A 13495-nucleotide genomic window follows, 5' to 3' on the forward strand; every position below is an offset into this window, starting at 1 on the left:
ATTCTCCCTTAAGTGCTTTACCTAAGGGAGAATTGCTTTTTATACCTGATACGATAGTATCACATTACTGGCATTTTATAAATTCTTATTATAACAAGTAACAGAAACACCTGTCAGTCTTCGACTCCGCTCATACTGACATTCTGTGGTACTTTAACATCACTTAGTCTACTAAAAGGGCAATGCCTTACTCACTTGCAAATATCTGCTCTAATATTTTTAGCGTTATCAGATAGGTAGGCTTAACGCCCGTAGTACCCAAACCTCCTGATGCTAATGTACTTCCTGTCTCCAACGGATTATCCGATGCATAGTAAGCATAACGTACCTTTACATCTTCACGAATACTCTTACGTATCTTCGATGCTGACTGAATTGCTTTTTGATAATGAACACCCTCCATCTCAAGTCCTACTACATTCCAAGTAGAGCGTAGGAAGTAATTTAATACATCTTTGTTCTGCAATGATGTACCAAGTACTGTAATCATAGTGCCTTCGAATACCTTCAGCCCGTTGTTCTCAAAGTCCTGCAGTGTTAGCTCATTCTTAAAAGGATAGTTATCAGATGTCCCTTCGAATATGTGTGCCGTAGGAATCATCAAATCCCCTTTGCCCCCTTCCAAGATACCAGCTTTCCCCATTATGGATACAGAATCCACATTCATAAAATGGGTCTCTCCATTTGTCCGAAAGGGTTTCAAGAGCTCATCGATGGTCTCATAGGCTTGTTCTCCGAATGCGTAGTCCATTACAAAAATGACCGGCTTCTCCTTTGAGCTTAGTGCATAGGGTGTTCCCGTTAGGTCTATCTTCTCGGTATCGAATATCTGCACATCTATGTTCGTACCTGAGGTATCTGGAATGGATATCATTCCGTTGCTGAGTGCATAGTCATTCACCTTTTTACGAAGTCGTTCGCTTTCAGGATTACTCAAAAGCTCAAAGATTTCCATTCGTGTCTTGCCCTTTACTTCCGTTTTTAATGCCTTTTCAGCAAATAAACTATTCATTACACTATGCATATTAGCACTGATGATATGTAACGGACGTGTTAGCAATCCATTTTTATATAAGGTGCTTTTAATCGTGTCTGCCCAGATTTCGCCGTGAAGATGATGACCCAATCGTTCGCGAAGGACTGTACTGAAGGTAATTACTCGTTTCTTATCTTCCAGTATTTCATCTAAAGCTAATTTTCCAAGCCAATATATAATATGTATGAAACGCTCAGGCTGTGAGGAAGTAGCAAAGGATTGATACACTTCTAAGACTTCTTCAAAGGTACGCCCTAATATATTCCCGATGTGTATGAGGGTAGATTCACGCTCTGCTTGGGTAAGTTTACTTTTATTGTATGCTTGTTCCAACTTTTCCCAGTCACGTGACAGACCTCCTGTTTCTTCTATCAACACATTTCTGGCAATTTTCTGTGATTCAATAAATAAGAAAGTTAAATGTGTAAGAGCATCATAGATATCCGACCTACCGCGTGTAATCTCAATATTCATCTGTTGGCTATCTATTCTGTAGCAATTACGTCTTCTTTTAGGCGGAATAATAGGCTTGAAGTGTGACTTTCGGTAGCCTTCATCAGAAATCAGGTTAATGTACGTGCATTGTTCAATACCTTCTGGTAAACGCTCAAGTACGTAGGACAGCCCATTGAGTTCTGCTTTGCTCTCGGCAATGGTACCATAAATTTCTGGACGAAGCAATAATAACGATTCACGTAAGGCTTCTCCTGATACACCCATCGGTTTGTAAAATCCTCGTGCAAAGAGATGACGCATTGTAACGTACATACGCTCAATGGCACTTGTGGACTCTTGGGCTCTGCTTCTTTCTTTTATCTTCATAGTTTACTGGCGTGTTGTTTCTTCTGTTTTATTCTCTGGTAAAGTAGGTTTTGCTGCATTCTGCGTAGTTCTTTGCTTATTAGCATTCATCGTATCTGTTATCAATTTGTTCAATAACGTTATGAAGTTAGCACTTTCGGCAGACTGAAATACAGCGTGGCTACTTGATGCACATCGCGTTACATACCGATATAACTTCGTTGCCTCTTTCCTGACCTTCTTAGTATTGATAGGCTTATTAGTAACTTGGCTTTCAGCACGTTCTTCAATGAGCTTTTGGCATTCTTTATTCACTTCTGTCAGTGAAGTAATCGTTTGGCTTATGCCCAGCGTATGGACGTACTTTTCAAACTCAGGTTTTGTGATATCCTTTAAGAAACCTTCTATTGTTTGCGATTTCTGCCGAAGTGGCAAAGCCTGAATCCCTGAATATCTTTTCATATTCTTATGAAGCATAGCAGCTGCCTCCCTTCGCTCTGCAATAGCATTTTTTTGCTCGAAGCGGAACGAGGATAGCAGGAATATAAGATAATCACATCGTTGCCTATCTAACTGAGTAATGTCTTTCGTTTCATTACTAAATCGGCTTTGTCTTGTAGCCTCTGTAAGGTTTTCGTGATAGGATTGCAATGCATCATACACCTCTTGCTCTACACTTAACTTCTCCAAAGAAGCATTCTGAACCAAGTTAAGAACACTTTTTACAAACTGAGCATACTCATCGTTATTAAGTTGCTCCAATTTTACGGATTTTACATCTAAAAATGTTTTCATATTCTTATAGTTTAAATGAATTAAATACTTCTACAAATATAAGAAAATAATTTCAATACGTCAAAAATGTTTACAAATAGCCTTATCTAATTAGTTTATCTATATAAAACTCCTATCCAGTAACACAAGACAATAACTTTAATACATCAAAATGGTTTTCTAGCAGTACAAGACAACAAGTCTTAAAATACAAAGCTAAAAGTCACCACAAGTTGCTTATACGTTTTTATTACTTATAAAAATTCCAGCACTACCAAAGAAACTTACTCTTACAAAAAAGAATGATTCAGTAGTACTGGAATAGAACTTGATAAATATATTACGAGTTTTATACCTTCGTTTCTTCTATCAATTTATGTTTTTTAACTTGTGAAATATTCTTTGCATTCCACTCTATCTTCTTTACAAAAGGTCTTTTACGTAAAGTACATTCTATAGTACATATTTCGCAAGAGAAAGGTTTGCAGTCGTCCATATGGAAATTAAATTCAACAGTTCTGTTGGTGTGTTCCAATAACAATCGGATAACTTTCTCCATTTCCTGATGTGCTTCCCTTAAAGAATAATAGTACGGAAGGGTGATATGTGCATCAATATGCAGATGAGAGCCAAACTGCTGCACTTTCATATTATGTATGTCAATCCATTCGGAACATCTATTCTCTTTCAAGACCTGCACGATGTTAGCTAAGAGTTGTTCGTCCCTCTCGTCCATAATGCCACCTAAGGCTTTCCGAACGATTTTATAACCAACAACCACAATGTACCCACCAAAAAGAAGAGCTACAATGGCATCTAACCAAAGCCAGTTCGTTATATAAACCAGTAGTAGGCTCAGTACTACCCCAATGGTAGATATCGTATCACTCTGCAAGTGCTTTCCTGAACTTATAAGCACAAGTGAATTTTCCCTTTCTCCCTTCTTACAGGATATATATCCCATTATATAGTTGATAAGAGCCGTTGCTCCTACAATGCCGATTCCCCAATCCAGCTGATGCAGCGAAATGCCTGTAAGCAAAGAATGAACCGATTGAATGATGATGAGTAGTCCTGCAATCGCTATCAATACACCTTCAATACCTGCTGTTACAAACTCTACCTTTCCGTGCCCATAAGGATGGTCATTATCTCTGGGCTTGGCTGCCAAGTACAATGAATACAGCCCCATAAATGCCGAGACAACATTCACAATACTTTCCATAGCATCAGAAAATACAGCGTCAGAATTAGTTAATTGCCACGCAATGAGTTTGCCGACAAATAAAACAATACCGACAAAGGCTACAACCTTTTGAAAGGAAAGGGATTTGTGCATCAATTCTCTTAAAACCTTTAGCTTTGTTTAGGATTGAAGTATTTGTTTTCCATTTCGGCTACCTCCAGCAAGAAGTTATGCATTTCATAATTGTACATAAATGGTTTTAGCTTCTCGCTTCCAGGTCCAAACATAGCCAATTCCACATAATCAGACGAGTGGTCCATACTTATCCAGCCCACTGATGTATGTTCTTTCTGTATCTCTGCCAATAACCTGAAAGGTAAGTGCTTGAAATTATAAAGCCCATCTTCCTTGCCTTTATCTAAGTAATATGCTTGTAATGCTTTTGCTTGTTCGTCAGTGAGCTTCATATTGCCAAAGTTCTCTGCCATAATATCTTTTATGAAACTTGTTGAACTATCAGGAGCAATATTGTTCAGCACCCATTCGTTTGTATGTTTGAAATGCTGAAGATTGTCGAAGTTGTTATTGCAATTCTTACCATAAATCAGTCCGGGGTTAGCATTACCGTGGTCGGTAGTAATCACTACGAGTGTGTTTTTGTCCTGTTTTGCAAACTCAATAGCCACGCCCACTGCTTCATCAAATGCAAGTTGGTCGAAAAGCAATGCTCCGATATCATTCCCGTGAGCTGCCCAGTCCACTTTGCCACCTTCTACTTGCAGCACGAAGCCCTGTTTGTGGTCTTTCATTTGTTCTATGGCTTTGCTGGTCATCTCAGCCAACGTCGGACGATTGTGTAATGCCTTGTCATACTTATAATCCAATGAATATGGAAGTCCTTGACTATCAAACACACCCAACAGGGGCTTACCTTTAGGAGCCTTTTGCATTTGTACTTTATCTCTGGCCACAGTAAATCCATTGTTTATGAACTCTTTGTACAAGTCTTCCCTATCCTTTCTATGGTCTGCACTGAAGTAATCATCACCTCCGCCCATCATTACATCGAATCGTAGTTGCAGGTATTGTTCGGCGATTTCAGGCTGAGCGTTTCTGGCTTTGCTGTTAACACAAAAACCTGCTGGTGTAGCGTGGGTTATCATCACGGTAGTAACACAACCTACCTTCTTTCCACTTGCTTTGAACTTCTGCAAGATAGGCGTGTACATCTCCCCGTTAGCTCCTACGTTAAGCCTACCATTCGGTACGCGATACCCGCCCCCCCAAGATGAACTTGCAGCAGCCGAGTCTGTAACCACAGAGTTAAGCGATTGCATATCCATAAATGCTTTCGTAGCTAAATTCTGCTGGTAGAGATTTATCCAGTTGGAAGGTTTTCCTAAAATTCGCCTTGAATACAAGTCTGCCATTGCAAGTGTACCCGAACTCATTCCATCACTCACCATATAGATGATGTTTTTGGCTTTTTTACCTCTAAATTCCTCTTTAACAGCATTAGCTCTTAAATCAAATGGGGATATCAATACACCTCCGAGAGTTGCTAACGCTCCTTTTTTGAAAAATGACCTCCTTTTCATAAAAAATATTTTTTGAGTAGTTTGTTTTTCAGTGGCTTTGCACCAAATTCACAACTAATTGTTTCTCATTAATTTAACAAATAATAAATCGTAACAGATAATAATTAGTTGCGAAAGGTACGGATTTTTTTTTAGTGGGCAAATAAGAATTTGTTAAAAAATTTCATTATGTTTGTAGCTGACTAATCCAGAAGAGAATTATGTGCAAAAAATTTCAGTTATTTTATCTGAAAGACAATATTATCAGGATTTTTTAATAAAATCAATATTTATGAAAATAGGTTTTGATGCCAAAAGAGCTTTTCACAACAATCGCGGATTAGGAAATTATAGTCGTGATTTAATTCGTATTTTGCAGGAGCAAAGTGATTGTGAGCTCGTTCTGTTCAACCCAAAACCAAAGAAGGATGAACGCATAAAACTTACTGAAAAAACGAAAGTAATTTCGCCAAAATCTTTCTTTTGGAAAAAGCTCAAAAGCATCTGGAGAACTCTGAAAATAAGTTCGTTATCTGAAAAAGAGAAATTAGATATTTATCACGGACTCTCGGGTGAAATCCCTTTAGGCATCTATAAAAACACGCGAACCATTGTTACCATACACGATTTAATTTTTCTTCGTTATCCGCATTTGTATTCCTTTTTTGATAGAAAAATTCATTATTGGAAATTTCTGTACGCGGCACAAAAGTCGCATCACATCATCGCAATTAGCGAACAAACAAAGCAAGACATCATCAAATTTTTGAAGATTCCTGAGCAAAAAATTTCGGTTGTTTATCAAGGTTGCCATAAGGCTTTCAAACAATTTTATTCGGAAGAAAAAAAACAACAAATTCGCAAAAAATATAATCTTCCAGAAAAGTTTGTGCTAAACGTAGGAGCTATAGAGCCTCGCAAAAATGCTTTAGAAATTGTAAAAGCTATTAAAGATTTGGATATTTCTTTGGTTTTGATAGGCAAAAAAACAAAATATTTCAACGAAATTGAGAAGTATTGCATTGAAAACAGAATGCAAAATCGTGTATTTGTACTGAAAAATGTTTCGATGGAAGATTTGGCTGTAATTTATCAATCGGCAAGTATTTTTTGTTATCCGTCTGTTTTTGAAGGATTTGGAATTCCAATTATTGAAGCCTTATTTTCAAAAATTCCAGTAATTACTTCCTCTGGAAATTGCTTTCCTGAAGCTGGTGGCGAACATTCCATTTATATTGATTTAAACAATGCTTCTGAAGAAATAAAACAAGCTATTTTAAGCATTCTTTCTGACGAAAAGAAACGAGAGTTTATGATTGAAAAAGGCTTTGAATATGCTCAGAAATTTACTGATGAGTCTGTTTTTAAGCAAATTATGAACGTATACAAAACAAAAATTTAATCAAACAATGATGAAAAATTTTTTTACATTTTTAGGGATTGTATTCAGCCTGAGTGTCTTTGCCCAAACAAAGCCTGAGCCAAAATCGTATGTAGCTTATCGAACTACTGAAAAAATAGAGATTGATGGCAAAGATGGAGAAAAATCTTGGAAATCAGCGGAATTTACAGACGATTTTATTGATATTGAAGGAAAAAAAATTCCATATCTTAAAACCAATGTAAAAATGCTTTATGACGATGAATATTTTTATTTCTTTGCAAAAATGGAAGACCCCCATATTTGGGCCACACTTAAGCAACGTGATACTGTTATTTATCATAATAATGATTTCGAAATTTTCTTAGACCCTGACAATGATTCGCATAACTATTATGAATTTGAAATAAATGCCCTAAATACGGTTTGGGATTTATTCTTAACAAAACCATATCGTGAGAGAAATAAGGTACTTGATGGTTGGGACATAAACGGCTTAAAAACAGCTGTTCATATCGAAGGAACGCTAAATACTCCTACCGATATTGATAAGTTTTGGAGCGTTGAAATAGCTATTCCGTGGGCAGCAATGCGAGAGGCACATATGCAGAATAACATTCCTACTGGAAAATTTTGGCGAGTCAATTTCTCACGTGTACATTGGGATTTCGAACTAAATGAGGGAAAATATCAGAAAAAAAGAGATGAAAAGGGCAAAAATCTACCAGAATATAATTGGGTTTGGTCCCCTCAGTGGAAAATCAGTATGCACGAACCTGAATTATGGGGATATGTGTATTTTTCAGAAAAAAAAGTAGGTGAAAAAGACCATTTTGAAGTTCCAAAAGACGAAAGCATCAAAAGATACTTGTATGATTTGTATCATTTCAGCAAATCAAATAAAAGATCAGTACTTGCAAAAAAAGTTAAAGAAGAAATCATCATTTTTAAAGAGAAAATAACCGCAACATTCAATGATAATCCATTTTTTTGGAATATCTCTGTAAAAAGCCCTTTTTCAGGAAAAACATTTGTAATTATGCAAGATGGAAAGCTGGAAGAATTTGAAAGATAAAAATATAAGCCTACTTACTATTTTTCAATAAGTAGGCTTATTGCATTTCCGCCAAATCCTACAGCGTTAATCAATACCTTTCTGATTTTGTGAGGTACACTTTTCTGGTTTTCAATATAAGGAACCCCATAGAAGGTTTGATTTTGTAGCATCAAAATTGCCATTTCGAGACTTAAGGCTCCACTAGCTCCATAAGTATGTCCTATTTTCCACTTATTATTAGTCAAAATAGGTGTTTTATCCGCAAAAACTTCACGAATTGCAGTGATTTCTGCCAAATCTCCTTTTATTGTTCCTGGTGTGTGTGTTACAACAACATCAATTTCTTCCAAACTTGTATTTTCCAAAGCTATTCGCATCGATTTTTGTAAACATTCGCCATTTGCCGAAAGAGAAACGCTATGAGTCAGTTTTTCAGTAGCAAATCCTAATCCTGTAATTAAAGCCAACCTTTGTTCTTTGGCTCCTTCTTCTAAGCAGAACACACCAGCTCCTTCTCCCAAAACCATTGTGTTTTGTTTTTTGGTAATATCCATCGCCTTACAAGGGAAATCATCTCTTAGATTACTATAAATTTTCAAGGCTTGAGCTTGAGCGATTGTAAACGGGGTTAAAGGATCTTCACTTCCACCAACCAAAAAACGATTTTCCATTCTGCTTTTAAGCCAAGCGATTCCATTCGCCACAGCGTGCAAAGCCGTTGAACAAGTAATGGAATGTGACATTTCAAATCCTGTAGCTTTCAAATCCTGCCCTACCCACGTGGCGATATTTCCGAGTGTAGTTGTAGGAGACGCTAAAGTCATACATTTCTGATTTTTAGAAAAATAAGAATAATGTTCCTCAAAAAGAGAGGTCGCCCCACGCGATGAGCCAATATTTATACCAAATTGCACATCTTGCCAACCAGCCTGAGAGACTGCCTTACGTGAAGCACAAATAGCATACAAAACAGAAGCATCTAAACTTTTATAACTTTCGATGGAATGTCTGAGATTTTCAACTTCCAAATGGCTACTTTCGGATAATCTTGCCATTGGAATTGAATTATTTACGGAAATATGTGTCTTGTTATTTTCATAGGATTGGGTGATTTCTTCTAAAGAATTTCCTAAAGCCGAAACCGATCCCATACCCGTTATGGAGATTCTTACATCAGAATTCAATTCCATTATCTATTTTTTTAAACATTATAATATTCCCATAATCGTCATCTATAACAATTATGGGAGCACACTAACTAAATTTTTTCAATAAACTGGTTTATCTTCGGGATATTTTGCCATAAACTCCTCTGCTTTTTCTACCATATTTACCGAACCACAGAAAAAAGGTACACGTTGGTGCAAAGTGGTTGCTTGAATATCCATAATTCGATTATAACCATCAGAGGCTTTTCCTCCAGCTTGTTCCGTTAAAAATGCAATAGGATTACACTCGTAAAGCAAACGCAATTTTCCTTGTGGCGTACGTGTTCCCGAAGGATAAATATAAATTCCTCCTTTTAGCATATTTCTATGGAAATCAGACACCAAAGAACCTATGTATCGTGATGTATAAGGACGATTTTCTTCCAACTCTTGGCAATACTTGATATAATCTTTCACTCCTTGCGGAAAATGGACGTAATTGCCTTCATTTATGGAGTAGATAGAGCCTTCTTTTGGGAATTGCATATTGGGATGTGAAAGATAATAAGTCCCGATGGAAGGGTCTAACGTAAAGCCATTTACACCTCTGCCTGTAGTGTAAACGAGCATAGTAGAAAGCCCGTAAACAATATAACCCGCCGCAACCTGCTGATTTCCTGGTTGTAAAAAATCCTCTAATTGCACTGGCGTTCCTTCTGGAGTAATTCTTCGGTAAATTGAAAAAATAGTTCCAACTGTCACATTTACATCGGCATTACTTGAACCATCAAGAGGGTCGATAAGCACCACATATTTGCTTAAATGGCTGTTTTCAGAAGCTTCTACAGGAATAAAAAATTCGTTTTCTTCAGAGGCAATTCCGCAAACTACTTCGCGTTGCGTCAGGGCTTTTATAAAAATTTCATTAGCGAAAACATCTAATTTTTTTTGAACTTCGCCTTGAATGTTTTCTTCACCCATATCGCCTAAAATGTCTTCTACTAATCCCGCTTTATTCACTTCTCGATTTACAGCCTTGGAAGCCAATCGAATAGAGCTCAAAAGTCTGGTAAGTTCTCCTGTGGAATATTTAAAATCCTTTTGGTTTTGGATGATAAACTCACCCATTGTTTGATACGTTTTTTTAGCCATTTCTCAAAGTTTTAAGTTTTAATTTTCATTGCCTCAAAGTTAGCAAAAAATAGTTATTGAAACAAAAAGAATTCAGTTTTTTAGACATTAAACTATCATTAATAAGAATTTTTGAGATTAAATTATTACAAAAAATAAGAGCTGACTTTATTGTCAGCTCTTTTATTTTAATAATTAAATTATCCTAATATTTTCTTCCACCAAGGTTTCTTTTGGTGTTTGTCCTGAAAATAACCATAACCATAGCTATCGTTAGCTTTAACAGTTGTGTCATTCAATAACACACACATATTAGGAAGTTTATTCTCCTTATGTAATTTTTGTGCTTTTTGAAGCATTTCCTTAGTTGTTTGATTCTCTCTTACTACATAAACAAATGCATCCGCATTTTTTGCCGTTAACAGAGTATCTGCAACTAAATTCACAGGAGCCGTATCAACGATTATGTAATCAAACTTTGTCTTCAGATATTCAAACATTTCTGCAAGCTTCGGATTCATAAGCAATTCTGCTGGATTTGGCGGAACTACTTTTGCTGGAATTACATATAATTCTTTGAAATCTGGAACTTTAACTATCACAGAGTTGATGTCTATATCACTTGATGCCAGATAATTAGTAAGGCCTTGTGAAGGTAATTTTAAATATTGACCTATTTTAGGATTACGGATATCCATTTCAATAAGTAAAGTCTTTTTACCAGAAAGAGCGAACGTCCCTGCAAGATTCATTGCCATAAAGGTTTTTCCTTCTTTAGGCAAACTTGAAGTTACAAATATAGATTTACTTCTGTTTTCCGCAATATTACCAAGAATAAAATCCATATTAGTCCTAATGATACGAAGTGCTTCAGCAAACTCGGAGTTACTATTAGCCTTAATGATTTTATCATCTGACTTGGTATGAGGTACATCTCCTAAATATGGAGCAGATAGATATTTCTCCACATCAGACTTATTCTTGATTTTATTATCTAATAAAGTACTAAGATATATGATTGTAAAAGGAATAACTAAACCAAGTATCAAAGCTGCTAGATAAATTATCATCTTTTTAGGAGATACTGGAATGTTTGAAGAGAACGCTCTATCAATTACCTTAGCATTAGGTGCTAAAGCAACTGTAGAAATCTCTGCCTCTTCTCTTTTCTCCAATAAATATAGATATAATGCGTCTTTTACACCTTGTTGTCTTGTAATTTCTCGGAATTCTCTTTCCAAAGTAGGTACTGAACTAACTCTACCACTCAATACTCTTTGTTGTCTACTAATATCTGATTTTTGTATATTCAAGTTAGACTTCAACAAGATAAGGTTTTCTTTGATGGCTTTTTTTAGCGATTTGATTTGCTCATCCATTTGTTTTATCCTAAAGTTCTCAGGACCTGCATTAACCGCTGATTCATTACGAGACAAAACTAACTTGTTGTGTTCATTAATTGCTGCTGACAATGCAGGATCTGCCGTAAGAGCATCTAACATAGGAAAAGTCTTCCCTGTTGTTTCCGTATCAATAAATCCTTTTATTACATTGTCAATCAACTCAACACGAGTGTTGACATCCAAGTATCTTTTCTCAAATTCACTCGTGTTTTGAGTATACAGATTAGCCTCAGAAACAATATCTGTAACCTGATTATCTTTCTTGAACTTTTCAGTAGTTTTCTCAACTGCATCTATTTCCTTAGTAAGAATGTCAAGACGTTGGGTTAAAAAATCAGAAGTGTTTTCAGATATAAAACGTCTGTCAGCAATCGCATCTGAATTATAAATTTCAACAAGAGTGTTCAAATAGTCTATTGCTTTCTCCTTATTTGAATTTGTTGATGAAAGCTCCAAAACGCTAGTATTTTTTCCAAGCAAATTTACATTCAATACTCTTCTATATATCTGAGCTGTATTTTCAACTCCATTAAGTTCTATAGACAAACCGAAATCTGGTTTGCTAAAATACAGCTCAGACTTGTTTACCACAAACTGCCCTATTTCATTTTTAACCGTTTCTCCATAGTTATATTTTCCCAGTAACTTTCCATCATTGTAAAAATTGTAGGCAATATCACTTAATCCTTTAACTTCTAAATTTAGAGGCATTTCTTTATCAAACCTACCCGCTATTTTCTCCAGTGTAATATTTACTGGAGATTCTTTGTATAAGTCCGGCTTTTTCTTCCCTAAAGGAAAATAAGAAACATTCAAATTAAGTTTTTTGACTACTTTCTCTGATAATGTTCTCGAGCGTAGTACTTCTACTTCATTTTCGACATTGTCTTTTACTCCAATATTCAAATCAGAAAGGATTGAGAATTCATTGACAGTCCCTCCTTTGTTTTCATCTTTAAGCATAATTGTTGTTGATGCTTTATAAAGTGGAGTTGCATACCTCAAATATAAAAAAGCAACCAACAAAGCTAAAAAGCCTCCAGCTAAAAACCATTTCCAACGGGAAACATATGGAGTTATTTGCTCCATAAAATTAAAATTTCCTGTCGTTTCCTCTGAGTTAAATTTTTCTCTATTATCCATAAAAATTATCTACTTATATTCACTATTAAAGCTACCACAGCTACAAGCACTGAAATAGACGAAATTATTGTGGTTGTATTAGGTCCCACAACTGAAGAATTAACTCTCGTTTTATTTGGTTCTACATAAACAATGTCATTTTGGTTTAAGTAGTAGTACTCGGAATTCATAAAATCTGTAGAAGTAATATCAATAGTTTTATAAACTCGTTGATTATCTTGCTCTCGTATGATCAAAATGTTCTTTCTTTTGCCATAAATTGTCAAATCTCCAGCAAGGCTCAAAGCTTGAAGAAGTGTTATTCTCTCCGATTCTATAGTGTAGGTACCAGGTCGATTAACCTCGCCTTCTACTGTTATTTTGAAATTCAAAATTCTCAAATTGATTGTAGCGTCCGTTATATAAGGCTTTATAGCATTTGTAAGCAAATCTACAGCTTCTTGCCTTGTTAGACCTCCCAACTTTATTTTCCCAATAGTTGGATAGTGGATGTATCCATCCTTATCTATCAAGTAAGTCTGTAACATCGACTGTGATACTCTTACTCCTGAAGAAGGCTGAAATCCTACTAACCCTTTGTTAAACTCACTAAGTAATTCTTCACTTTTGGAGTTCACTATGATACTCAACAAATCATCTGGCTGAAGTCTTGAAACATAGGATTTCAATGTCTCCACCTTGTTATTCTTAGCATTGGTAAAGTAAGCTACCTTATCCCTTGATGCACAAGAAAACAACATCAAACTTACACAAAATAAAATTAATACTCTTTTCATTATTTAGTTTTTATTTATAACAACTTTTAAACTTGAACTTTTTGCGCGTATTCACTCCTTTTCTAAAATGCTACATTTTTGG

Annotated in this window: 10 protein-coding genes; 2 read left to right on the forward strand and 8 right to left on the reverse strand. The window is 35.8% G+C overall.

Annotation, left to right across the window (positions count from 1 at the left end):
* Positions 1-187 precede the first annotated feature (187 nt).
* The 4 genes from YW9_RS0100155 to YW9_RS0100170 form a co-directional block, all read right to left on the reverse strand.
* A complete protein-coding gene (locus YW9_RS0100155; protein ID WP_026193681.1) occupies positions 188-1858 on the reverse strand; it encodes a DUF6909 family protein in 1671 nt (556 codons plus the stop codon).
* Positions 1859-1861: 3 nt separating this feature from the next.
* Positions 1862-2632, reverse strand: a complete 771-nt coding sequence (locus tag YW9_RS0100160; RefSeq protein ID WP_018278147.1) for a DUF6261 family protein — start codon at positions 2630-2632, stop codon at positions 1862-1864.
* Between the two features lie 328 nt (positions 2633-2960).
* Positions 2961-3950, reverse strand: a complete 990-nt coding sequence (locus tag YW9_RS0100165; RefSeq protein ID WP_018278148.1) for a cation diffusion facilitator family transporter — start codon at positions 3948-3950, stop codon at positions 2961-2963.
* A 17-nt stretch (positions 3951-3967) separates the two neighbouring features.
* Positions 3968-5395, reverse strand: coding sequence for an alkaline phosphatase (locus YW9_RS0100170; RefSeq protein ID WP_018278149.1), 1428 nt, complete (start codon positions 5393-5395; stop codon positions 3968-3970).
* A 271-nt stretch (positions 5396-5666) separates the two neighbouring features.
* Here YW9_RS0100170 and YW9_RS0100175 point away from each other — a divergent pair, with 271 nt between their 5' ends.
* The gene (locus tag YW9_RS0100175; protein WP_026193682.1) at positions 5667-6776 is read left to right on the forward strand and encodes a glycosyltransferase family 4 protein; all 1110 of its coding nucleotides are present in this window, start codon (positions 5667-5669) and stop codon (positions 6774-6776) included.
* 7 nt (positions 6777-6783) lie between these two features.
* Positions 6784-7830 carry a carbohydrate-binding family 9-like protein gene (locus tag YW9_RS0100180; RefSeq protein ID WP_018278151.1) on the forward strand — a complete coding sequence of 349 codons (1047 nt, stop codon included), beginning with the start codon at positions 6784-6786 and terminating at the stop codon, positions 7828-7830.
* Positions 7831-7847: 17 nt separating this feature from the next.
* On the opposite strand, the gene YW9_RS0100185 is transcribed toward YW9_RS0100180, so the two are convergent.
* From YW9_RS0100185 to YW9_RS0100200, 4 genes are all read right to left on the reverse strand, one after another.
* Positions 7848-9002 (reverse strand): beta-ketoacyl synthase N-terminal-like domain-containing protein, encoded by a 1155-nt coding sequence (locus YW9_RS0100185; RefSeq protein ID WP_018278152.1) that lies wholly within the window; start codon positions 9000-9002, stop codon positions 7848-7850.
* Between the two features lie 78 nt (positions 9003-9080).
* Positions 9081-10112, reverse strand: coding sequence for a class 1 fructose-bisphosphatase (gene fbp, locus YW9_RS0100190; RefSeq protein WP_018278153.1), 1032 nt, complete (start codon positions 10110-10112; stop codon positions 9081-9083).
* Positions 10113-10291: 179 nt separating this feature from the next.
* Positions 10292-12637, reverse strand: a complete 2346-nt coding sequence (locus YW9_RS0100195; RefSeq protein WP_018278154.1) for a GumC family protein — start codon at positions 12635-12637, stop codon at positions 10292-10294.
* Between the two features lie 5 nt (positions 12638-12642).
* Positions 12643-13413, reverse strand: a complete 771-nt coding sequence (locus tag YW9_RS0100200; protein WP_026193683.1) for a polysaccharide biosynthesis/export family protein — start codon at positions 13411-13413, stop codon at positions 12643-12645.
* Positions 13414-13495 lie beyond the last annotated feature (82 nt).

It is taken from the genome of Capnocytophaga cynodegmi DSM 19736 (assembly GCF_000379185.1).
Classification (GTDB): domain Bacteria; phylum Bacteroidota; class Bacteroidia; order Flavobacteriales; family Flavobacteriaceae; genus Capnocytophaga; species Capnocytophaga cynodegmi.

Excerpts from the sequence above, each read along its gene's own strand:
- fbp (WP_018278153.1), bottom strand. The coding sequence starts at position 10,112 with ATGGCTAAAAAAACGTATCAAACAATGGGTGAGTTTATCATCCAAAAC.
- YW9_RS0100200 (WP_026193683.1), bottom strand. The coding sequence starts at position 13,413 with ATGAAAAGAGTATTAATTTTATTTTGTGTAAGTTTGATGTTGTTTTCT.
- YW9_RS0100165 (WP_018278148.1), bottom strand. The coding sequence starts at position 3,950 with ATGCACAAATCCCTTTCCTTTCAAAAGGTTGTAGCCTTTGTCGGTATT.
- YW9_RS0100195 (WP_018278154.1), bottom strand. The coding sequence starts at position 12,637 with ATGGATAATAGAGAAAAATTTAACTCAGAGGAAACGACAGGAAATTTT.
- YW9_RS0100175 (WP_026193682.1), top strand. The coding sequence starts at position 5,667 with ATGAAAATAGGTTTTGATGCCAAAAGAGCTTTTCACAACAATCGCGGA.
- YW9_RS0100180 (WP_018278151.1), top strand. The coding sequence starts at position 6,784 with ATGATGAAAAATTTTTTTACATTTTTAGGGATTGTATTCAGCCTGAGT.
- YW9_RS0100155 (WP_026193681.1), bottom strand. The coding sequence starts at position 1,858 with ATGAAGATAAAAGAAAGAAGCAGAGCCCAAGAGTCCACAAGTGCCATT.
- YW9_RS0100170 (WP_018278149.1), bottom strand. The coding sequence starts at position 5,395 with ATGAAAAGGAGGTCATTTTTCAAAAAAGGAGCGTTAGCAACTCTCGGA.
- YW9_RS0100160 (WP_018278147.1), bottom strand. The coding sequence starts at position 2,632 with ATGAAAACATTTTTAGATGTAAAATCCGTAAAATTGGAGCAACTTAAT.
- YW9_RS0100185 (WP_018278152.1), bottom strand. The coding sequence starts at position 9,002 with ATGGAATTGAATTCTGATGTAAGAATCTCCATAACGGGTATGGGATCG.